This window comes from Pseudomonas sp. 21LCFQ02 (assembly GCF_024129895.2).
Classification (GTDB): Bacteria; Pseudomonadota; Gammaproteobacteria; order Pseudomonadales; family Pseudomonadaceae; genus Aquipseudomonas.
Map to the genome: position 1 here is coordinate 2,712,206 of NZ_CM178749.1, position 22,315 is coordinate 2,734,520.

The window sequence follows — 22,315 nt, forward strand, 5'->3', positions numbered from 1 at the left end:
GGGTCATAGACGCGGAGCCGGGACCTGATCGAATATCTGGCGCAGAACCTGATCCACCGACAAGCCTTCCATGTCCAGTTCCGGAGCCAGGCGTACCCGGTGGCGCAGCACTGCCATGGCGCAGCTCTTGATGTCATCGGGGGTCACGAACTCACCGCCGCGCAGCAAGGCTCTGGCGCGTCCACCGCGTACCAGTGCGATGGAAGCACGGGGGCCGGCGCCCAGCGTCAGGCCTGCCCAGTTACGGGTTGCCCGGGCCAGCCGAACGGCGTATTCGAGCACTTGCTCATCGACTGGCAGTTCGCTGGCAACCTGTTGCAGCGTCTGCACTTCGTGGGGTTGCATCACCACCAGCAGAGGTTGTACGTCGAGCATGTCGGCGCGGCTTGAGCGGGTCACCTGGCGAACCATCTCGACCTCTTCATGGGCCTGTGGGTAGTCCATGTGCAGCTTGAGCATGAAGCGATCCAGCTCGGCTTCCGGCAACGGGTAGGTGCCTTCCTGTTCGATCGGATTCTGGGTGGCCAGTACCATGAAGGGCTGCGGGATAGGCAGGGTCTTGCCTTCCAGGGTGACTTGCCCCTCCTGCATGGCCTCAAGCAGCGCCGCCTGGGTCTTGGCCGGTGCACGGTTGATTTCGTCGGCCAGCAGCATATGGGTGAACAGCGGACCCTTGCGCAGTTTGAATTGTTCGCTCTGCAGGTCGTACACCGCGTGCCCGGTGACGTCACTGGGCATCAGATCCGGGGTGAACTGGATCCGGGCGAACTCGCCGCCAAGACAGCGCGCCAGCGCCCGTACCAGCAGGGTCTTGCCCAGTCCGGGAACGCCCTCGATCAGTACGTGGCCGCCACCGATCAGGGCGGTGAGTACGTCGTCGATCATGCTGTTCTGGCCAATCAGGGCTTTTTGCAGTTCACGACGCAAGGTCTGCGCCCGCTGGCTCGCCTGTTGGCGTTCAGCCGCTTGGGAAGAGGCCTGCAGCGGTGGCTTGTCAAGGTTTTCAACGGGATCAGACGGTGCGCTGTTGGACTCGCTCATAGGGCATTCCTGAGAGTTTGCAGATGGGCTACCTGACGGGTGAAGTCGGCGCTGGACAGGCGTTGCGCCGGACGCGGGCGCATCGCCAGGCTTATGGCACTGGTTGACTGGCGGCTGAGCCTGGCGAGAACCTGCCACTGTTCGGTGACAACCAGCGTCTCGAAGCCGGGGTGACGTTGACGGGCACGACGCAGGATGTCTTGTTGCAGGTTTTTCAGCAGCGCCTGTTGCCCGCGATGCCTCAGCAGGAAGTCGGCGCTGGCACGCAGGTGTTCGACCAGTTGCCGACGACCGGCAGGTGCCGGCCATTGCAGCGGCCCCTCACGCATTGCCACCCGCCATACGGCGAGCGCCAGCAGCAAGGCCAGGGTCACTATCGCCAGTGGAAAGTGACGCAGCAGCAAGCTCAGCAACGTATCGTGCCGGGCCTGGGCGATCAGCGTCACGCTGCTGTCCTGGGTCAGGTACCAGAGTAGCCAGGCGTTGTCGTATTCACCGATGCTGTGGTTGGTCCACAATTGTGAATCGGTAAGTACTGTGACCAGGCCGGCGCCATGCTCCAGTTGCAGCATGTGGGTGGCATTGGCACTGTTGGCCCAGTAGGCGGCCAGGTCTTGCGGGTCTTCCAGATGATAGGCCGGGTCGAAGCTCATGTAGGCCGGGGCATCTTCGTTTTCAAGATACAGCCGGGTCAGGTGTGGCCAGGGCGTCTTGGCCGGTGTGGGGCGCGCCATCGGAACGGCCGGTGTGCTGCCTGAATCCTCCGCTTGTGTCTTGGGCAGGTCGCGGGTCAATGACTGGCGAATCTGCAGACGGTCAAGCAGCAGGTCGCCGCTGCGTTGTTGCTGCTCGTCCCACAGTTGTTCGGCGACCACTACCAGATGACCACCTGCATCGGCCCAGGCCAGCAACGGGTCGACCTGCTCGGGCGTCATGCGCGAGCGATCATCGAGAATCAGCAGGGTCTGGCGCTGCGTTGTGGGTTCGGGCAGCTCGGTCCAGGTATCGGCTGAGCGAACCGTTATCGAGCGCTGGAGCAAGAACTGTTCGGCTGCCAGATAGGGGTTGGTCCTGGCTTCTGGCGACGGGCCGCGATCGATGGTTTCCTCGTAAGGTTCCAGCTGCCTGATGAACAGTACGATCACCACTGCCAGCACAACCGAGACCAGCAAGCCCGGCATTAGATAGCCGCGCTTCATGGGCGTGCTCCGGTCTCGAACAGGCTGCGCCAGCGTTCACACAGCTCGGGCAGTACATGCGCGGCGGGCAGCCGATGACCATAGGCAAGATTTTGCCAGTGCCCGGTCAGTTCATGGCTGAAGTCGCTCAGGGCCGGTTTGTTGAGGCTGGCGATGCGCTGCAGCGCCTGTTGTTCGGTATCGGCGCTTTTTAATGGCAGTTGGTAATCAGTGATCAAACGACTGAGCAAGGCCCGGTAAAGCAGGCTCAGAGCCTCACGAGGTTGGTCTGGCCAGAGCGCCAGGACAGTGCCTGCGATGTCGTCGGGTAAACTCTGGGCGCTGACTTGCAGACCGAATAACTGCGCCGGGGGATGGGCAGTGACTGGTTTGTCTCTGCCGGGTGAGGCGATGAACAACCGCAGCCACTGACGGTAGCGCCAGATCATCAGGCCCAGCAGGCCGATGGCCAGGCTCCACAGCAGGATCTCGAACAGATGGGCGAGTACGTTGGCGCCTTTGAGCAGGTGGTTTAGCCAGTCGAACCATGTTGATGGTGCTTGTCCCGCGGTGGGCGGTTGTTCCTGCGCCTCTGGAAGCCGCCAGCCGGTTACGGTTTCTGGGTTCTTGAAGGGCGGCTTCTCCAGCAGGTCAGTGATCGCCGCATGTGATTGCTGGCTGTTAAGCGGCTGGTGCGTCAGGCGCGTGCTCTGGGGCGAGGGCTGTACGGATTCCGGGGCAGGCGAGGCGTAGGCCCAACCGCTGTGCGGTAGCGCGCCCAGCAGCAATAATGCGCCGACCACCAGAGTTGCAGCGCTACCGGCCAGACGCTGGCGCAGGCGTTTGAACACCAATTCGATATCCCAGGCTTCCAGCCGGGTACGGCGGTTGAGGTAGAGCATGAAACCACAAGACACGTAGACCGGCCCCCAGGCGATCAGGGCCACTGCGTACAAGAGGTTGAGCAAATGATCGACCCACAGTAGCTGGTCATCGCTGCCCAATATCAGTAGCCAGCTCCAGTCGACATCCATCTGCCGAGGCATGAAGACATAGACCAGCATGATTGCTGCGGTGTACAGGACCAGCTCCAGGTGCGCGCCTGCCAGGGTCAGGCAACGCGCGGCACGGGTGTCTGCCTGACACAGCACCGCCAGACGCAGGCGACGTGCTTGGCCGCTCAGCCCTTCGAGTTGCTGGACCGGCAAGGTGAAACTGCGCAGCAGGCTCAGGCGGCGCCAGAGCAGGCTTGGCAGCAGCTCGCGCTTGAGCAGACCGGGCCAGGCCTTGAGTGCTTGCTTGAGGGTCGGCGTTGCGCCAAACAGGGCGCGTGACAGGATCCATAGTGGCAGTCGTTCGTAAAGCGGCTTGAACCACCAGAACAGCGCGATGACCACGCTGGGGTAATCCCATAGCACAAGGCTCAATACGCCAAGAATCGGCAGGGTGACCAATGCCCAGGACAGCATCAGCAGGCTCCGATGCCGGCCGGCCAGCAGGACACCCAGATCCAGGGCTTCCCAGGCCGGGCGCGGGCGGATGGCGATACTGGCGTCAGTCAGGCGCATGGGCGTTTTTTCCGGCAAGTAACAGCCAGACGGCCACCAGGCTCCACAGGATCCCCCCCGCCAGGTACTTGATCCATGGCGCAGGCCAGCTCATCGATGACCAGTAGGCTTCGATGAAGGCAGCGATCAGCAGCATGAACATGACCCCGCCCATCATTTGCACGCTTTGCCGGGCTGCGTTACGCAATGCCAGGGCGCGGGTCATGCGTCCCGGTGCCAGCAGTGCCCAGCCGAGTTTGAGGCCTGCTGCGCCAGCGATGACAATGGCGGTCAGTTCGAAGGCGCCATGGCCCGCGACGAATGGCCAGAAGGTCTGACCGTAGCCGATCTGGGTCAGGTGACCGGCCACTGCGCCGATCAGCAAACCGTTATAGACCAGGAAGAACAGGCTGCCCAGGCCGAGCAGCAAGCCGCTGGCGTAGGTCTGAAACGCGATGCCGATGTTGTTCATGATGTAGTAACCGAACATCACCCAGTCCTCGCCGGAGCCGCGTTCTGCCGGCACGCCGATGCGCCTTGAGCCCGGGTCGTACATGCCCTGCATCTGGTGCACCTGCTCCGGAGCGAGCACGCTGTAGACCATTGCAGGAACGGCATGCACGAGCAGGCCCATGCCCAGCAGGCAGGCGAAAAACAGCAGGGCCGAGACCGCCACAAACCGCCACTCGGCCCTGACCCTGCGGGGGAAACCTGCCAGTACGAAGGTCAGCATCGTCATCAACTGATTGCTGCGATGCCGGTACAGCTGCTGATGGCCACGCAATGCCAATTGCTGCAGCGAGTCGACCAGATAACTGCTGTAGCCACGCTCTCTGGCCAATGCGAGATGCTGGCAGATGCGTCGGTAATCCAGGCTGAAGGTCTCGCTGGCCGTGATGGTGCGAGCGTTTTTTTCGAGCAGGGTCAGACGCGTGGCGAAACGCTGCCAGTCGGCCTGATGAAGGTTTTCAAACAGGCTTTGTTTCATGGCGCCCCCAGCAGGCCACGGGCTATGCCGTTGATCCGGCTCGCCGCCTGCCCGGGCGCAACTTGCAGCGGCTCGGCCAGCAAGCCGGCCAGCTCTCGGGTTCGCGAGTCCGACAGCTCGCCCTGGCGCTCGGCAAAATCGAGGATGGCACGTTGTTCGGCCAGTTGCAGAGCGAACGGTGCAATAGCAGGCGGCGCATCGGGCAGCACCGGAGGTTGGCGCAGTGGTTCGTTATAGACCACCAGTGTGGCTGCTGCCAGGTCGCCCAAGCGTTTGAAGTGTGGGTGATTGAGGCATGCGAGGGCGCCTGCGGCATACCCGAAAGGCAGCATGTCGACCATGCGCAACAGATTACGGATCAGCGATGAGGTCCAGCCGACCGGTGTGCCATCGTCGTGAATGACTCGCAAGGCCATCATTTGCTTGCCCGGGGTGCGACCCTGATTGAGCACTTCGAACAACACCGGATACCACCAGTTGATCAGGAACAAGCCAATGGCCGACAGTCCCATGCCCAAATCACCGAACAGACTCAGGGCACCATAGCCGGTCAGTAGCAGCAGACCACGCAGCAACAGGTCGATGCTGAACGCCAGGGCACGCACTGTCAGGCCTGCCGGACGTAACAGCAAATCGATGCCTTCTGGCGTTTCAATCCCGAGCCGGGTGTCCAGAGGTGCTGCCTGCCTTGGCGAAACTGGAAACATGATGTGCGGTACTTGAGAGTAAAAGGAGAGGGGGGATTATGCTGCTGCCTTGCAAGGGGGTGTCTAAAAAACCGGGCGATTCCCACATGCAGTGAACCTATCCTGACTGGCTTATCGAGGCAATGGGAATACGTCGATAGACAATGCAGGATATGTCCGTGTTCATTGTTGAATTTGGCAAATTAGCCATTTACGTGTTGATAGCCCTACACTTTATCGGTCTACCGTTCAGGAATAACCCGTGAATCCCAGCATCTTCTGGCACGACTACGAAACCACCGGCATCAACCCGCGCAGTGACCGACCGTTGCAGATGGCCGGGATCCGCACCGATGCCGAACTCAACGAAATCGGCGCTCCGGTCAATCTGTACTGCCAACCGAGCGACGATATCCTGCCGCATCCTGCGGCCTGCCTGGTCACAGGGATCACTCCGCAACGTCTGGCAGAGAAGGGCTTGTGCGAGGCCGACTTCATGACTCGTGTGCATGCCGAGCTGGCGCAGCCAGGTACTTGTGGTGCGGGTTACAACACGTTGCGTTTCGATGATGAAGTTACCCGTTACAGCTTGTATCGCAATTTCTTTGATCCTTATGGTCGGGAATGGCAGAGCGGTAACAGCCGTTGGGATTTGATTGATGTTGTACGCGCTGCCTGTGCATTGCGCCCGCAAGGCATTGTCTGGCCTGAAGAAGAAGGGCGCATCACGCTCAAACTCGAACGCTTGACCGCTGCCAATGGTATTGAGCATGGTCAGGCTCACGATGCGTTGTCCGATGTGCGCGCCACTATTGCGCTTGCGCGGCTGATCCGTGAGCGTCAGCCAAAACTTTATGACTATCTGTTTACACTGCGCAGTAAGCAAAAGGTTCAAGAGCAGATTCGGTTGCTGCAACCTGTTGTGCATATATCCGGGCGTTTTTCGGCAGCCCGACACTATCTGGGGGTGGTGCTGCCTCTTGCCTGGCACCCGCACAATCGCAATGCGCTGATTGTCTGCGACCTGCACCTGGATCATTCGCCACTGCTGGCACTCGATGCCGATACGCTGCGCGAGCGGCTGTACAAGCGTCGTGAAGAGTTGGCGCAGGGAGAACTACCGGTTCCGCTGAAACTTGTGCATATAAATCGCTGTCCGGTGCTCGCACCGCTAAGTGTGTTGCGTGAAGAAGACCAGCAACGTTTGCAACTGGACATGACGCTGATTCGTGAACGGGCCACGGCATTGGTGCAGGAGCAGGAACTTTGGCAGCCGCGTTTGCAAAACCTCTATGGGCGTGAAGAATTCGCGGCTCATCAAGATCCCGAGCAGCAGCTGTATGACGGTTTTATTGGTGACCGTGATCGAAGACTGTGTGAGCAAGTGCGTGAGGCCGAGCCGCAGCAATTGGCGCAACCGGTCTGGCCTTTTGATGACGCGCGTTTGCCGGAGCTGTTGTTTCGCTACCGGGCGCGTAACTTTGCCGAAACCCTGAATGCGCAGGAGCAGCAACGCTGGCTGGAGTTTTGCCAGGCACGTCTGACACGCCCGGAGTTCGGCGCTCCCAACACGCTGCAAAGCTTTACCAAGGCGCTGATCGAGTTGTCGCTCAATGCCAGGCCTGAGCAGTTGAAGGTATTGAGTCAGTGGCAGGATTATGTGCAGGTATTGCGAGGCCGGCTGGGGATCTGAAACGGCTCGGCCTGGAGGCGGTGCTTGCCTGAAGCCCGCTGTGAAGTTGAGGGCGCGGGTGAGTTTTCGTACATGCCTTGTAGGCTTATCAACAAAAGAGCGACCCTTAAGCTGTCAGCATATTGAACGTGTCATGATGTTTTTAAAAAGCAGGTAATAAAAAACGCCAGCGAGCTGGCGTTTTGCACTACAAGACGGTGATTAACCCAGCAGGGTCGACCAGCTTTCGACTTCGTCGCCGCCCCACTTGGCTTTCCACTCTTTCAGCGTTTTGTGGTTGCCGCCTTTGGTTTCGATCACTTCGCCATTGTGCGGGTTCTTGTACTGCTTGACTTTACGAGCGCGTTTGGTGCCGGTGGTTTTCACCACGCCACGAGGTGCCTTGTTAACTTTGGCATCCGGATCAAGCAGGGAAATGATGTCACGCAGGGATTTCTGGTACTCGCCCATGAGGGTGCGCAGTTTGCCTTCAAACTCCAGCTCGGCCTGCAATTTGTCATCTTGGGACAGATTTTTCAAACGGGCTTGCAGTTCTTTGATGGCTTCTTCAGTAGCGCGGTATTCGTTGATCAGCGACATGGGGTATACCTATGTTGGGAGGGGCGTCAGGGCTGCAGTCAGGTAATAATAGTCAGTGGACTTGAGCAAGTAAACATCAAATAGTTGTTTTGTCTGAAATAGCAGGTGATATACCGATTTCCTACAGAAAGCGAGAAACTAGGCGGCGGCCTAATTGACCTGAAAAGATGTTGCTTTAAGCAGTATTGACGCGAGCCTGTGGCGGCTGAGGGCGGCAGAAATACCCGGCATCTTGTTGCATTAGTCTGCACCGCTCCTGCCGTGCCGAGGCTCTTTTAAGAATCCTTCATGAGTCCCTGAATGCACGGCTTCAGTGCACGAAAAGTACCGGTTAAATGGCGTTGTTTTCAGTGCTGGCAGAGTCTCGATGCAATGATGGCAAGGTGCAATTTGCGGCCGAAGGCCTTTTGCTATCCCTGGCGGTGTTTACATGACGTCATTACTGCAGTTTTGCCGCGTAGCGGCTAGAATGGCCGCCTTTTTTACGTAGTCTGGAGTTTTGCCCATGCGCACTTTTCGCCTGGTGAGTGCTTGCCCGGACCGGGTCGGCATCGTTGCCAAGGTCAGTAACTTTCTGGCGTCCTACAACGGATGGATTACCGAGTCGAGTCACCACTCTGACAGTCTCAGTGGCTGGTTCTTCATGCGCCACGAAATTCGTGCCGACAGTCTGCCGCTGGACCTGGAAGGCTTGCGTGCAGCGTTTGCACCCATTGCCGAAGAGTTCTCGATGGAGTGGCGAATTACTGACTCGGCCCAGAAAAAGCGTGTGGTGCTGATGGCCAGCCGTGAGTCTCACTGCCTGGCGGACCTGCTGCATCGCTGGCACAGCGATGAACTGGACTGCGAGATCGCCTGTGTGATTTCCAACCATCAGGACCTGCGTGGCATGGTCGAGTGGCACGGCATTCCTTATCATCACGTACCTGTGGACCCGGCCAACAAGCAGCCAGCCTTCGCAGAGGTTTCTCGTCTGGTCGGTGAGTATCAGGCTAACGTCGTGGTCCTGGCCCGCTACATGCAAATCCTTCCGCCACAGCTGTGTCAGGAGTACGCCAACCAGGTGATCAACATTCACCACAGCTTCCTGCCATCGTTCGTGGGCGCCAAACCGTACCACCAGGCGGCGATGCGTGGCGTGAAACTGATTGGCGCCACTTGCCACTATGTAACCGAAGAGCTGGATGCCGGCCCTATCATCGAACAGGACGTGGTGCGTATCAGCCACCGTGAAAACATCGAGACGCTGGTGCGTCTGGGGCGTGATGTTGAGAAGCTGGTGCTGGCTCGCGGTTTGCGTGCTCACTTGGAAGACCGGGTGATGGTGCACGACAACAAGACCGTGATCTTCGACTGATTGCCGGTAACTCCTCCAGGCTCTGGCGGGTGGTGACTGATCGGTTTAAGGTCTGTCTTCCACTGCCGGAGCCAGGACATGAGCGATCCTCTGAATAAAGCCACTGCAAGCCCGCCCCCGGTGATCGGCGAAGGTTGCCTGAGTCGTTATGATCCCGATGCCTTGAGCCCCGAGGATGGCGCTGATTTTTCGGCAGCCGCCCAATTGTGGCGTCAGTTGCAAGAGGTTTCCAACGCCGCTGACAACGAGCCTCATTGCGATACCGAAGCCGATATCTGAGCACTCAGCCAGACGTATTTGGTCTGCGCTACACGACCTTGCTCAAGCAGTCTCTGCAGCGCTGCGAGCCAATATCGCCTTGCCAGCTCGTGATGCATGTCCACCGGATGCAGGCCCAGGCGAATGACCTGAGCCTGGCGCCACTGCGTTTCCTGCCAACGATTGAACACCCATGAAGCCCCGCGCCGCCAAGCGCTGCGGGCACTCCATACCAGGCCCGGAGCCCGCAGCGCAGTGAAGTCTGGCAGGCGGTATAAGTGGTGCGGGCTGCTGGTGTAGCTCAGCGGTCGCTCGCGCAATGCCAGGCGAGTACCGGGGCTCATCAGCCAGGCCGGCGCCACGAATCCGTGCAGCGGCCATGCATGGCGCTGAAAAACGGCAATCCCGGCATCCAGGCGCATCAATGCCTGATCGTGCGATAACGAGTAGAACTCGCCCTCGCGGGTGTAAACCCGTCGCATCAGAAAATCAGCCGCATGGCGTGGTGGCGGGCCGGTATCGCAATGCTGATAACCGTGCAAAACCAATTCATCCCCGCGCGCCAGTCGCGTGTCGAGAAAATCAAGCAGTGCCGGGTCGTTGTCCAGAGGATTACGCTGATGAAAGTCCGGCACCACCAGCCAGGTCATCGCAACGCTGCCCAGTGCATCCACCGCCGCCACGAAAGGCAGGTAGCTGCGCCAGGTGCACGGCGCAACATCGTGCAGCACCAGCAGCAGGACTGATTGCTCAGCCATTGGCTGTCACTGGCAGATGGCTGCCCAGCACGGCCTGGTAGTGCTCAAGCAATCCGGCAACGACCCTGTCCCAGTTGTAATGTGCTTCGACATGCTGCCGGGCAATCTGCCCCACAGCCCTGACATCGTGTTCAAACAGCTCGCGTACCGCACTGGCCATGGCCTTGGGCTGATTGGCTGCGCACAGCAGGCCACATTCACCAGGGACGATCTCGCTGAACGCCCCGGCGTCGACGGCGACCACCGCAATGCCACTGGCCATGGCTTCGAGTATCACCAGGCCGAAGGTTTCCTGATCACCGGCATGCAACAGCGCGTCGGCACTGGCCAGCCACTGCGCGACCTCGGTTGCCTTGCAGAAGCGGCCGATTACCGAGACGTTGTCCGGCACTTGGGTCGGCATGTGCGAGCCTATCAGCAGCAAGTGGTAGCGCGGCCCGAGGTGTTTCATGCAGTGCAATAGAACATTGATGTTCTTCTCCCGGGAGCCGCGGCCGGCAAACACCAATAGCCGGGTATCCGGGTGCAAGCCCAGGCGTTGCCTCAGATCAGGGTTACGTCGGGTGGGGGCGAAGATCTGTAGATCAACACCCAGCGGTTGCACATGGACCTGTTCAAGGCCCATGCCGATCAGTTTGCTGGCCATGACCTGGCTGGGCGCCAGAATTCGGTCGAAGTTGCCATACAGCTTGCTGATGTAAGCCTGGGCGCTGCTGTTGATCCACTGGCCCATCCGGTTGCTGATTAGCAGAGGCAGATCGGAGTGATAAAAACCGATCACCGGCACATCGAGCTGACGCCGTGCATCCAGCGCGGCCCAGGCGGTCAGGTAAGGATCGCCGACCTCAATCAGATCCGGTTTGAGATTGTGCAGCATGGTTCGCCAGGGGCTGACCCGCAGTGGAAAGCGATAACCGTTGCCAAACGGTAATGGGGTTGCCGGAACCTGATGCACGCCGTCGTTGTGGCTGGAGCGCGCGCCAGGAATCAACAGGCTGTGTTGCACGCCTGGATAGTGTTGCAAACGCCGGTGTTTGGCATCCAGATAAGTGCGCACGCCACCGCTGGCCGGTGCGTAGAACATCGTCATGTCGGCGATATGCACGTGAGGGACTCCTCAGGTGAGTGGACCTCTCTTGCTGACCACCGGCAACTGCGGTTGTTCGTGACGACCGGCTACCGCCCGCCGGATGGCAGCCATCAGCCTCGAAGAGATGACGTAACGGGTCAATACTTGAGCAGATCCTGAACAAGAGGGGTGAAGTCATGCCCGATACTGTGCAACTGGTGCTGGGCGCAGATCCGTACGGACAACCGGTCGGTCAGGATCTGCGTCTGGCCAATCGACACGGGCTGATCGCTGGCGCGACCGGCACTGGCAAGACCGTCACTTTGCAGCGTCTGAGCGAAGCCTTCAGTGATGCCGGGGTGGCGGTGTTCGCCGCTGATATCAAGGGCGATCTGTGCGGCCTGGGCGCTGCTGGCAATGCGCAAGGCAAAGTGGCTGAGCGCATTGCCGGCATGCCCTGGCTGGGGCATCGGCCGCAAGGCTATCCTTTGGTACTTTGGGATATCGATGGCAAGTCTGGCCATCCACTGCGTACCACCCTCAGCGAAATGGGACCGTTGTTGCTCGGCAACCTGCTGGCGTTGACCGACAGTCAGCAGTCGGCGCTGTATGCCGCTTTCAAGGTCGCCGACCGGGAAGGTTTGTTGTTGCTGGATCTCAAGGACCTCAAGGCGCTGCTCAATCATCTGCGCGAGCACCCGAACCTGCTGGGCGAAGACGCGGCATTACTGACCGCGCCCTCCAGCCAGGCATTACAGCGCCGTCTGGCAGGGCTTGAGCAGCAGGGCGCCGAGGCGCTGTTTGGTGAACCGGCGTTACAGTTGCAGGACATTCTGCAGCCGGCCAGTGATGGTCGCGGGCGTATTCATTTGCTCGACGCCAGCCGCCTGGTGCACGAGGCACCGAAGGTCTATGCGACCTTTCTGCTCTGGCTGTTGGCCGAGTTGTTCGAGCAATTGCCCGAGCGCGGTGATGCCGATAAACCGGTGCTGGCGTTGTTCTTTGACGAGGCGCATCTGTTGTTTGGCAATACACCGCTGGCGCTGCAGCAGCGGCTGGAGCAGGTGGTGCGATTGATCCGCTCCAAAGGTGTCGGGGTGTATTTCGTCACTCAGTCGCCCGGTGACTTGCCGGATGCGATTCTTGCTCAGTTGGGGTTGCGCATCCAGCATGGCCTGCGGGCTTTCACCGCCAAAGAACAACGCGCCTTGCGCGCCGTGGCTGAAGGTTTCAGGCCTAACCCGCAGTTCAACAGCCTGTCGGTACTGACGGAGCTGGGCATTGGTGAAGCACTGGTCGGTACGCTGCAGAGCAAGGGCACCCCAGCCATGGTACAGCGAGTATTGATTGCCCCGCCGCAGTCACGCATCGGTCCGCTTAATGAGTCTGAGCGAGCGGCATGGGTGCGCCAGTCTCCTTTGGCCGGGCACTATGACCAGGCATTTGATCGCGAGTCTGCCTATGAGCGGCTGGCGGTGCGCAGCGTGGCCGCGCCTGCTGGCGAACCGCCTGAGCCAACGGCATCGTCAGGTGCGGATGACTTCGGTGACAAGGCCGGGGCTTTTCTCGGCGGTCTGGCGGGCAGGGCAATGAAAAACGCCATGCGTCAGGCCGCCAATCAGTTGGGCCGTCAGTTGTTGCGTGGGGTTATGGGGTCATTGCTGGGCGCCAGCAAGAAGCGCCGCTGACAGCCTGACAGGCCCCCAGGCAGAACCTGGGGGCCTTGTGCGTCAGACCAGCGTCTTGGACGCCAGCCAGAACAGGCCGGCGGAAAGGGCGATGGTCGCTGGCAGGGTCAGGACCCAGGCCAGCAGGATGGTACGCACGGTGCTGGACTGCAGACCGCTGCGGTTGGCAACCATGGTACCGGCCACACCCGAAGACAGAATGTGGGTAGTGGAGACTGGCAGGCTGAAGATGTTAGCCAGGCCAATAGCCGTTGCGGTCGTGATCTGGGCCGACATGCCTTGGGCATAGGTCATGCCCTGACGGCCGATTTTCTCGCCGATGGTCAGAACGACCCGTTTCCAGCCGACCATGGTGCCGATACCCAGCGCCAGGGCGACCGCCAGAATCACCCAGAACGGGGCGTATTCGGTGGTCGCAGTCAGGTCCTTGCGCAACTTGGCGAGGTCGGATTTCTCGCGGGCGGCCAGATCAGGCAGCTTGCTGACCTTGCGCGCAGTATCGTCCAGGCACAGCAAGTAACGGCGTACTTCGATACGGTCTTCAGCGCTCAGTGCCCGGTAGTCGGTCACCCCCTGAAGCTTGGCCAGCAGCGCATCAATGGTCGGTTCGGTCTGTTTGGGGTCGCATGCCGCGCTGGAAGGCAGGTCGCCTTTGTCGGTCTTGCCCATGGCGAGGAACTCGCCCAGAGTGGCATTGTTGCGCTGGTAGAACTGGCTCAGATGCAGGGTGGCGTCGCGGGTGCGCTCAATCTGATAAGTGGTGCTGTTCTGGTCGAGCACAAACTGTGCTGGCACGATACCGATCAGCACCAGCATGATCAGGCCGATGCCTTTCTGGCCATCGTTGGAGCCATGCACGAAGCTTACCGCCATGGCGGAAATCACCAGCACCAGGCGATTCCAGAACGGCGGGTGTTTCTTGTCGTCGAGTTCGCGGCGCTGCTCCGGGGTCTTGTGCATTTTCGACAGCGGGCGCCACCACTTCAGTACAAGCAGCACAAGGCCGGCAGCCAGAAAACCACCCAGCGGCGAGAACACCAGAGACATGCCGATATCGGCTGCCTTCTGCCAGTTGACGCCTTCGCTCACCGGGATGCCGTTGATCAGTGCATTGGCAAGGCCGACGCCGAGAATCGAACCGATCAGGGTATGCGAGCTGGAAGCCGGGATACCGAAGTACCAGGTGCCGAGGTTCCAGGCGATGGCGGCGGTCAGCAATGAAAAGACCATCGCCAGCCCGTGGCCGGTGTTGACGTTGATCAGCAACTCCACCGGCAGCAGGTGAACAATCGCATAGGCCACACCGACCCCGCCGAGCAATACCCCCAGGAAGTTGAAGACGCCGGAGGCGAAGACCGCCAGATGCGGTGGCATGGCCTTGGTGTAAATGACTGTCGCTACCGCATTGGCGGTGTCATGAAAGCCATTGATGAACTCGAACGATAGGACGAATGCCAGGGCGAGCAGCAGACTCACAAGCACCCAGGGATCAAGCCCGCTGAATAAATCGATCATGTAGGTTTTCTGATGCGTTCTGAAGGGGGCGAGATTATGACAGAAAAAATACACTTCGACGCACCGACTGCTGGTCGGTATCGATCAGATCTGTTTCGCGGTCATGACATCGCCGGTCCAGCAGGACAGTGGCAAGCATCAGAAAAGCGCCGGTTGGCTTACAACAGCCGGACGATCACTGCTCTTCTTTCAGTTCTTTTTCCATGCGTTGCAGTTCTTGCTTGAACGCCTGGTCCTGAACCGTGGCTCTTTTACGCCAGGGTTTGCGTTCCGGGTCCGGTTGTGCGGCGTAGGTAGTGACTTCGCCGCCATAAACCTCCTTGAATCGTTGTTCCTGGCGCTCAAGTTCCGCGCGCATTTCATCTTTAGTCACGATGTTACCTAGTCAAGTCAAATGAACTCTGGTGCAAACGTCAGGCATCGGGAATGTGCACTCGTTCAGTGTCCTTACAGGGCGATTGGCCAAGGGTATTGAACCATCGAGGCCCATTGGACACTTTGAACGTCATGCCACATTCGGTGGCTGGCGGCTACGGGCACCAGAAAAAAACATCTGTCGTAGCGACATGGGTATTTGCGCATCCGCGGGGCGGTTGCCGGGCTGGCTTGTGTCGGATCAACGCAACAGGGAATTGCGTGGCACATCGAAAAGGCGCTCAGGCCCTGAATGACACGATGGGCACCGTCACGGCACAAGGTATTGCCAACCAGATGAAAGCTACTATCTCCAAGAAGTCTGCGGACGTCAACTACAGGCACTGTCGTTTTCAGGATGCTTTGTTAGTGTTCGGCCTATTGAAGTTTATAGCGAACGCATCATGAAAGAACTTTCATGGCATCGAAGGTTGCAGTGAGCTTGCAAAAGAGGCAGAGCGCGGCGCAGTGAAGGGCAGCAGAGGGCAAATAAAAACGGCCTTGCTTCGTGGACAAGGCCGTTGCCTAGGACTTCTCAGTGGGTACCTGACCAGGATTTCCAAGAAGCCACTTCATGGCAGGCCTAAAGGTATAAGTATATTTGTCATGGGTCAATTGCGATTATCGGCCACTTGTTCGATAATCGGACGGTCTGACCTGTGCCCATCTGTAGTGTCCAGGCCTGAAACCGTTGATATACAAGGCCTGCAAGGGTAAGTCCGAGGTGTTGTCATGAATGAAGAACTGCGCAATTCTTTTGTCTCGCTGGCACCTCCGATCGTGGCTTCACCTGCGCGACGTATTCAGGCGCTGACCGGCGATCCTGATTTCATGACCTCGCTGGCTCGCGGCCTGGCGGTCATTCATGCCTTTCAAGAGCGCAAGCGTCACCTGACCATTGCCCAGATCAGTCACCGTACCGAGATCCCGCGTGCGGCAGTCAGGCGTTGTCTGCACACGCTGATCAAGCTCGGCTACGCAACGACGGACGGTCGCACTTACTCGCTGTTGCCTAAAGTCCTGACGCTGGGGCATGCCTACCTGTCGTCCACCCCGCTGGCGGTGTCTTCGCAACCTTATCTGGACCGCATGAGCGATCAGTTGCATGAGGCCTGCAATATGGCCACGCTGGAGGGCGAGGACATTTTGTATATCGCCCGCTCGGCGACCACTCAGCGCTTGATCTCGGTAGACCTCTCGGTGGGTGGGCGACTGCCGGCCTATTGCACGTCCATGGGGCGGATTCTGCTGGCGGCACTCGACGACGTGTCGCTGCGCGAATACCTCGACCATGTCGACCTGCAACCCAAAACCAGCCGGACCATCCGTACTGTTGAAGCGCTTTATGAATGCCTGCAGCAGGTTCGTCAGCAAGGCTGGTGCATTGTCGATCAGGAACTGGAGCAAGGCCTGCGCTCGATCGCCGTGCCGGTGTATGACGCTTCCGGCCAGGTACTGGCGGCACTGAACGTCAGCACCAGTGCCGCGCGAGTGGCGCGTAGCGAACTGGAACAGCGCTTTTTACCGATCATGCTCGACGCCAGCCGGGAACTGAGCGCGCAGATTTTTACCTGATTCGGTCAATCAAATTCGTTCGATTATCGAACGAATAATCGATTATCGGATTGTTTGCCTGGGTGCCTCGCGCATAACCTCATGTCCATCGCGGCGCGAATCAACGCGCCGATCATTGAACGTGATGTTTGGGTTCGGGAGCGCCTCATGGCTGAAATCATGTCTTTACGCGATGCGGTGAAACAACTGGTCAACGATGGCGACACCGTTGCGCTGGAAGGTTTCACTCATCTGATCCCCTCGGCAGCGGGCCACGAAATCATTCGCCAGGGCAAGCGTGAGCTGACCCTGGTGCGGATGACTCCCGACCTGATCTACGATCAGTTGATCGGTGCCGGTTGCGTCAAGCGCCTGGTGTTTTCCTGGGGCGGTAACCCTGGGGTCGGTTCGCTGCACCGCCTGCGTGATGCCGTCGAAAAACAGTGGCCGCGGCCGTTGGAACTTGAAGAGCACAGTCATGCCGACCTGGCCAACGCTTACGTCGCCGGCGCATCGGGGCTGCCGTTCGCGGTACTGCGCGCCTACGCCGGTTCCGACCTGCCCAAAGTTAACCCGTTGATCAAGACAGTCACCTGTCCGTTCACCGGTGAAGTGCTGGCCGCCGTGCCGTCGGTGCGTCCGGACGTCACCGTGATCCATGCGCAAAAGGCCGACCGCAAAGGCAACGTGTTGGTCTGGGGTATTCTCGGTTCGCAGAAGGAGGCGGCCCTGGCGGCCAAGCGCTGCATCGTCACCGTCGAGGAGATCGTCGACGACCTGCAGGCGCCGATGAACGCCTGCGTGCTGCCAACCTGGGCGCTGAGTGCGGTCTGCCTGGTACCCGGCGGTGCGCATCCGTCCTACGCCCACGGCTACTACGAGCGTGACAACCGCTTCTATCAGGACTGGGACCCGATCGCCCGTGACCGTGAGACGTTCCAGGCCTGGATTGACCAATACATCCATGGCACAGCGGATTTCAGTGAATTTCAACGCAAGCTGGCCAGCGCCGCGGAGGCAAAGCAATGACTTACTCGACCAGTGAAATGATGACCATTGCCGCCGCGCGTCGTCTCAATAACGGCAGCGTATGCTTCGTGGGCATCGGCCTGCCGTCCAAAGCCGCCAACCTGGCGCGCCTGACTTCCAGCCCTGATGTGGTGTTGATCTACGAGTCAGGCCCGATTGGCGCCAAGCCGAGCGTGCTGCCGCTGTCGATCGGCGACGGTGAACTGGCCGAAACGGCTGACACCGTGGTGTCGACCAGTGAAATTTTCCGCTACTGGCTGCAAGGTGGCCGGGTCGACGTGGGGTTCCTTGGCGCGGCGCAGGTCGACCGCTTCGGCAATATCAACACCACGGTGGTCGGTGACTACCACGCGCCGAAAGTTCGCTTGCCGGGCGCAGGCGGTGCGCCGGAGATCGCAGGTTCTGCCAAGTCGGTGCTGATCATCCTCAAGCAGTCACCGCGCTCGTTCGTCGAACGTCTGGATTTCATCACCTCCGTAGGCCATGGCGAAGGCGGCGACTCGCGCAAGCGTCTGGGTCTGCCAGGTGCCGGCCCGGTGGGGATCATCACCGACCTGTGCATCATGGAGCCGGAGCAGGGCAGCAACGAGTTCGTGGTTACTACCCTGCATCCAGGTGTAACCCGTGAGCAGGTGGTTGCAGCCACTGGCTGGCCGGTGCGCTTTGCTGAAAACGTAACGGTGTCTGGCGAGCCGACCGAGGTTGAACTGGCCGCCCTGCGTGACCTGGAAGCCCGGACCGCGGCTGCTCATGGTCAAGTGGCAGGAGAAGCCTGATGCGTGATGTATTCATCTGCGATGCCATCCGCACGCCGATTGGCCGCTTCGGTGGCGGGCTGGCCGGCGTACGCGCTGACGATCTGGCAGCCGTTCCGATCAAGGCGTTGATCGAGCGTAATCAGTCGGTCAACTGGCAGGAGGTCGACGAAGTGTTTTTCGGCTGCGCCAACCAGGCCGGCGAAGACAACCGCAACGTGGCGCGCATGGCAGCGTTGCTGGCCGGCCTGCCGCCAAGCATTCCTGGGGTGACCCTCAATCGCCTGTGCGCATCCGGTATGGATGCTATCGGTACCGCTTTTCGGGCCATCGCTGCCGGTGAAATGGAGCTGGTGATTGCCGGTGGTGTGGAATCGATGTCCCGTGCGCCATTCGTAATGGGCAAGGCCGATGCGGCCTATTCGCGAGGCATGAAGCTGGAAGACACCACCATTGGCTGGCGCTTCATCAACCCGTTGATGAAGGCCCAGTACGGTGTCGATGCGATGCCGGAAACCGCCGATAACGTGGCTGACGATTACAACATTTCCCGCGCCGACCAAGACGCTTTTGCCTTGCGCAGCCAGCAACGTACGGCTGCGGCGCAGGCGGCAGGTTACTTTGCCGAGGAAATAGTGCCGGTACGCATTGCCCACAAAAAGGGCGAGACCATTGTCGACACCGATGAACACCCGCGTGCCGAAACCACGCTGGAGGCGCTGGCCCGGCTCAAGCCGGTCAACGGTCCGGACAAGACCGTCACCGCCGGTAATGCTTCAGGGGTCAACGACGGTGCAGCGGCGTTGATCCTGGCGTCCGCCGAAGCGGTCAAGAAACATGGCCTGACCCCGCGTGCGCGGATTCTCGGTATGGCCAGTGCTGGTGTCGAACCCCGGGTCATGGGGATCGGCCCGGTACCTGCGGTGCGCAAACTGGTCGAGCGTCTGGGCATTGCGGTGACTGACTTTGACGTCATCGAACTGAACGAAGCCTTTGCCAGCCAGGGCCTGGCGGTGCTGCGCGAGCTGGGTCTGGCTGACGATGCGGCGCAGGTCAACCCTAACGGCGGCGCCATCGCCCTGGGCCATCCGTTGGGCATGAGTGGCGCGCGTCTGGTGCTGACGGCCTTGCATCATCTGGAAAAGACCGGTGGCCGCAAAGGTCTGGCGACCATGTGTGTCGGCGTGGGCCAAGGCTTGGCACTGGCCATCGAGCGCTGAGTTTCACGTTTCACCCGGCAATCCTCCAGATCCGGCCCTGGCTCCACGAACAGGCAGGCTCCGGGGCTGGCGGATTGCCCTTTCTGCTGAACTCCTCCTTCCTCAACGCAGGCTCTGGCCTGCGCTTTTTCCCGCCGGGATAGCTGCTCGCATTGAACTTTAGGTTCGATGAATGTGACCAATTGTTTCAGGGGTAGCCTCGTCTGCTCAGGGATGACGCTGCCGATATCACACGGGGAGACCAGCCAATGGCAACCACCATGCATTACACCGGCGAAGAGCGCCGCAAACGAATCTTCGCTATCGTGGGGGCCTCTTCGGGCAACCTGGTCGAATGGTTCGACTTCTATATCTACGCTTTTTGCGCCATCTACTTTGCGCCGGCGTTCTTTCCCTCCGACGACCCTACCGTGCAGTTGCTCAATACCGCTGGTGTCTTCGCTGCCGGATTTCTGATGCGGCCGATTGGCGGCTGGCTGTTTGGCCGGGTCGCCGACAAGCACGGGCGCAAGAACTCCATGCTGATTTCGGTGAGCATGATGTGTGCAGGCTCGCTGGTGATCGCCTGTTTGCCGACCTATGCCTCCATCGGCGCCTGGGCACCGGCCTTGCTATTGGTCGCGCGCCTGATCCAGGGATTGTCGGTCGGTGGTGAATACGGCACCACTGCAACTTACATGAGTGAAGTGGCCCTGCGCGGGCAGCGCGGCTTCTTTGCCTCGTTCCAGTACGTGACGCTGATTGGCGGTCAGTTGCTGGCGGTGCTGACGGTGGTCATTCTTCAGCAGTTTCTCAGCACCGAGGAACTGCGTGCCTACGGCTGGCGGATTCCGTTCGTGATCGGTGCCTGTGCGGCAGTCATTGCGCTGTTGCTGCGCCGCAGCCTGAACGAAACCACTACCGCCGAAAGCCGCGATGACAAAGACGCCGGCAGCGTGGCTGCGTTGTTCAAACACCATAAAGCAGCGTTTATCACGGTATTGGGTTACACCGCCGGTGGTTCGCTGATTTTCTATACCTTCACCACTTACATGCAGAAGTACTTGGTCAACACCGGTGGAATGGAGCCCAAGACCGCCAGCTTCATCATGACCGGGGTGCTGTTTTTGTACATGTGCATGCAGCCGCTGTTTGGCATGCTGGCCGATCGTATTGGCCGACGTAACTCGATGCTGTGGTTCGGCGCGTTGGGGACTCTGTGCACGCTGCCGATTCTGACCGCGCTGAAAAGCGTCGAAAGCCCGTTCATGGCGTTCGTGTTGATTACCCTGGCGTTGGCCATTGTCAGTTTCTATACGTCGATCAGCGGCCTGGTCAAAGCGGAGATGTTCCCGCCTCAGGTACGTGCGCTGGGTGTTGGCCTGGCTTATGCCGTGGCCAATGCAGTGTTTGGTGGCTCGGCGGAATATGTGGCGCTGAACTTCAAGAGCCAGGGGGTGGAAAACTACTTCTACTGGTATGTGACGATCATGATGGCCGTGGCGTTTCTGTTCAGCCTGCGGCTGCCGAAACAGCCGGCCTATTTGCATCATGATCATTGATTTGCAGTGCGCTGTGGCGTGAGCGATCCGGTGCATGCCTTCAGAAAAAACAAACCCGCCATAAAAGGCGGGTTTGTTTTCACCATATGCGCGAGAAGCCTCGGGGTTTAGCCCGAGGTCGAGAGCGCGGACGCCGTAGGCGTCCTGGTTGGGAGTCTGCTGTTCTTCGATGTATTGGCGCAGGATTTCAATCGGCGCACCGCCGCAGCTAGAGGCGAGGTAGGATGGCGACCAGAGGACACCCCTTCGCTTGAGCCAGGCCCCGAACTGCTTACGCAGCAGTCTGGATGATACCCTCTGAGTGAAGCCACCCGATTCGACAACGCCACCCATAGCTTGAAAGACCAAACCATAATTCATGCCATGACCCACACCAAGACCCTTAAGCTCCGAATCAAAGACAAGCACGCGAAAACGCTGCTTGCGATGGCGCGCGAGGTCAATCTGGTGTGGAACTACTGCAATGAAACGAGTCATCGCGCCATCCGGGAACGCCACCAGTGGCTCTCCGGTTTCGACCTGCAAAAGATGACCAATGGATTAAGCAAATGCGACGGCGTGCAGATCGGCTCGCCAACCGTGCAGCAGGTTTGCGAGGACTACGCCAAGGCCCGTAAGCAGTTCAAGCGTTCCAGGCTCAATTGGCGGGTGTCCAGCAGGAGCAGCCCCAAATACAGCCTGGGCTGGATTCCCTTCAAGGCGCGTGCCTTGCAATACAAGAATGGTCAGATTCAGTTCGCCGGGTTCAGGTTTGGCCTGTGGGACAGCTACGGTTTAAGCCAGTACGCCCTGCGGGCCGGAAGTTTCAGTGAAGATTCCAGAGGGCGCTGGTACCTCAATATCTGCGTGCAGGTTGAGAGCAAGCCGCGCATCGGCACTGCTGCAGTTGGCATCGACCTGGGCCTTAAAGCGGCGGCGACAACGTCTGAGGGCCAGGTGCTGGTCGGGCGCCAATACCGCACCTTGGAGCAGAAGTTAGGCATCGCTCAGCGTGCTGGCAAGAGGGCGCGTGTTCGCGCCCTCCATGCCAGGATCAGGAACCGGCGCAAAGATGCGCAACACAAGTTCTCAACCGCTCTGGTTGAGCGTTGCGCCGCCATTTTCGTTGGCGATGTAGCCAGCGCAAAACTCGTCAAGACTCAAATGGCCAAATCCACGCTTGATGCAGGATGGGGCCAACTCAAGACAATGCTGGAGCAGAAATGCCAACGGGCAGGCGTTGTTTTTGAGGTTGTAGCCGAGCGCTATACCACCCAGACCTGCTCGTGCTGTGGAAGCATTTCCACCAGCAGTCCGAAAGGTAGAGCTGGTTTGCGAATAAGAGAATGGACCTGCGTGTGCTGCGGTACAGCCCACGACCGCGATGTAAACGCGGCCCTGAACATTCTCGCGGCGGGGCATCGCCGTCTAGCGGTAGGAATCCCCGCTCTTTAGGGCGGGGAGGA

General features: G+C 59.6%; 20 protein-coding genes and 1 pseudogene. 10 read left to right on the top strand and 11 right to left on the bottom strand.

Annotated elements, in window-relative coordinates; all coding sequences use genetic code 11:
* Positions 1–3 precede the first annotated feature (3 nt).
* The 5 genes from NJC40_RS12045 to NJC40_RS12065 are packed head-to-tail and all read right to left on the bottom strand — an operon-like array spanning position 4 to position 5,461.
* Positions 4–1,041: an AAA family ATPase gene (locus NJC40_RS12045; protein ID WP_045488172.1), complete on the bottom strand. Its 1,038-nt coding sequence runs from the start codon at positions 1,039–1,041 to the stop codon at positions 4–6.
* On the bottom strand, positions 1,038–2,240 hold the full coding sequence (locus NJC40_RS12050) for a DUF4350 domain-containing protein (protein ID WP_253139239.1): 1,203 nt from the start codon (positions 2,238–2,240) through the stop codon (positions 1,038–1,040). Before NJC40_RS12050 ends, NJC40_RS12045 begins: the two co-directional genes overlap by 4 nt.
* Positions 2,237–3,787 (bottom strand): DUF4129 domain-containing protein, encoded by a 1,551-nt coding sequence (locus NJC40_RS12055; RefSeq protein WP_253139236.1) that lies wholly within the window; start codon positions 3,785–3,787, stop codon positions 2,237–2,239. Before NJC40_RS12055 ends, NJC40_RS12050 begins: the two co-directional genes overlap by 4 nt.
* Entirely contained in the window at positions 3,774–4,754 is a 981-nt protein-coding gene (locus NJC40_RS12060; RefSeq protein WP_253139233.1) for a stage II sporulation protein M, read from the bottom strand. Before NJC40_RS12060 ends, NJC40_RS12055 begins: the two co-directional genes overlap by 14 nt.
* Positions 4,751–5,461 carry an RDD family protein gene (locus NJC40_RS12065; protein WP_045488183.1) on the bottom strand — a complete coding sequence of 237 codons (711 nt, stop codon included), beginning with the start codon at positions 5,459–5,461 and terminating at the stop codon, positions 4,751–4,753. Before NJC40_RS12065 ends, NJC40_RS12060 begins: the two co-directional genes overlap by 4 nt.
* Before the next feature lie 241 nt (positions 5,462–5,702).
* On the opposite strand from NJC40_RS12065, the gene sbcB reads away from it, so the two are divergent.
* Complete coding sequence (gene sbcB / locus NJC40_RS12070; protein WP_253139231.1) at positions 5,703–7,133, top strand: exodeoxyribonuclease I; 1,431 nt, start codon at positions 5,703–5,705, stop codon at positions 7,131–7,133.
* 201 nt (positions 7,134–7,334) lie between these two features.
* On the opposite strand, the gene mvaT is transcribed toward sbcB, so the two are convergent.
* Entirely contained in the window at positions 7,335–7,712 is a 378-nt protein-coding gene (mvaT, locus tag NJC40_RS12075; RefSeq protein ID WP_045488190.1) for a histone-like nucleoid-structuring protein MvaT, read from the bottom strand.
* Between the two features lie 505 nt (positions 7,713–8,217).
* Between mvaT and purU the strand changes: the two genes are divergently transcribed.
* Positions 8,218–9,069, top strand: a complete 852-nt coding sequence (gene purU, locus NJC40_RS12080; RefSeq protein WP_253139227.1) for a formyltetrahydrofolate deformylase — start codon at positions 8,218–8,220, stop codon at positions 9,067–9,069.
* A 78-nt stretch (positions 9,070–9,147) separates the two neighbouring features.
* Positions 9,148–9,348 (top strand): hypothetical protein, encoded by a 201-nt coding sequence (locus tag NJC40_RS12085; RefSeq protein ID WP_045488195.1) that lies wholly within the window; start codon positions 9,148–9,150, stop codon positions 9,346–9,348.
* Here the strand turns inward: NJC40_RS12085 and gpgD are convergent.
* Both gpgD and gpgS read right to left on the bottom strand, forming a co-directional pair.
* Complete coding sequence (gpgD, locus tag NJC40_RS12090; protein ID WP_253139224.1) at positions 9,321–10,085, bottom strand: N-acetylglucosaminyl phosphatidylglycerol deacetylase; 765 nt, start codon at positions 10,083–10,085, stop codon at positions 9,321–9,323. The genes NJC40_RS12085 and gpgD overlap by 28 nt on opposite strands.
* Positions 10,078–11,175 (bottom strand): N-acetylglucosaminyl phosphatidylglycerol synthase, encoded by a 1,098-nt coding sequence (gene gpgS, locus NJC40_RS12095; protein ID WP_253139508.1) that lies wholly within the window; start codon positions 11,173–11,175, stop codon positions 10,078–10,080. The genes gpgD and gpgS overlap by 8 nt, the downstream gene beginning before the upstream one ends.
* A gap of 176 nt (positions 11,176–11,351) precedes the next feature.
* Here gpgS and NJC40_RS12100 point away from each other — a divergent pair, with 176 nt between their 5' ends.
* Entirely contained in the window at positions 11,352–12,842 is a 1,491-nt protein-coding gene (locus NJC40_RS12100) for a helicase HerA-like domain-containing protein (protein ID WP_253139222.1), read from the top strand.
* 42 nt (positions 12,843–12,884) lie between these two features.
* Here NJC40_RS12100 and NJC40_RS12105 read toward each other — a convergent pair whose 3' ends face one another.
* On the bottom strand, positions 12,885–14,357 hold the full coding sequence (locus tag NJC40_RS12105) for an inorganic phosphate transporter (RefSeq protein WP_045488204.1): 1,473 nt from the start codon (positions 14,355–14,357) through the stop codon (positions 12,885–12,887).
* Between the two features lie 175 nt (positions 14,358–14,532).
* Complete coding sequence (locus NJC40_RS12110) at positions 14,533–14,730, bottom strand: hypothetical protein (protein ID WP_045488206.1); 198 nt, start codon at positions 14,728–14,730, stop codon at positions 14,533–14,535.
* Positions 14,731–15,503: 773 nt separating this feature from the next.
* On the opposite strand from NJC40_RS12110, the gene pcaR reads away from it, so the two are divergent.
* The 5 genes from pcaR to NJC40_RS12135 all read left to right on the top strand — a co-directional run bounded on the left by pcaR (position 15,504) and on the right by NJC40_RS12135 (position 20,870).
* Complete coding sequence (gene pcaR / locus NJC40_RS12115; RefSeq protein WP_045488209.1) at positions 15,504–16,346, top strand: pca regulon transcriptional regulator PcaR; 843 nt, start codon at positions 15,504–15,506, stop codon at positions 16,344–16,346.
* Between the two features lie 147 nt (positions 16,347–16,493).
* Positions 16,494–17,354, top strand: a complete 861-nt coding sequence (locus NJC40_RS12120) for a CoA transferase subunit A (RefSeq protein ID WP_253113228.1) — start codon at positions 16,494–16,496, stop codon at positions 17,352–17,354.
* A complete protein-coding gene (locus NJC40_RS12125) occupies positions 17,351–18,130 on the top strand; it encodes a CoA-transferase subunit beta (RefSeq protein ID WP_045488215.1) in 780 nt (259 codons plus the stop codon). Before NJC40_RS12120 ends, NJC40_RS12125 begins: the two co-directional genes overlap by 4 nt.
* Positions 18,127–19,329, top strand: a complete 1,203-nt coding sequence (gene pcaF, locus NJC40_RS12130) for a 3-oxoadipyl-CoA thiolase (protein WP_173426718.1) — start codon at positions 18,127–18,129, stop codon at positions 19,327–19,329. Before NJC40_RS12125 ends, pcaF begins: the two co-directional genes overlap by 4 nt.
* 248 nt (positions 19,330–19,577) lie before the next feature.
* Positions 19,578–20,870, top strand: a complete 1,293-nt coding sequence (locus NJC40_RS12135; protein ID WP_045488221.1) for an MFS family transporter — start codon at positions 19,578–19,580, stop codon at positions 20,868–20,870.
* 147 nt (positions 20,871–21,017) lie between these two features.
* Here NJC40_RS12135 and NJC40_RS12140 read toward each other — a convergent pair.
* Positions 21,018–21,199: pseudogene (locus NJC40_RS12140) on the bottom strand (IS200/IS605 family transposase); the annotation flags it as partial.
* 34 nt (positions 21,200–21,233) lie between these two features.
* On the opposite strand from NJC40_RS12140, the gene NJC40_RS12145 reads away from it, so the two are divergent.
* Positions 21,234–22,304, top strand: coding sequence for an RNA-guided endonuclease InsQ/TnpB family protein (locus NJC40_RS12145; RefSeq protein WP_253139506.1), 1,071 nt, complete (start codon positions 21,234–21,236; stop codon positions 22,302–22,304).
* Positions 22,305–22,315 lie beyond the last annotated feature (11 nt).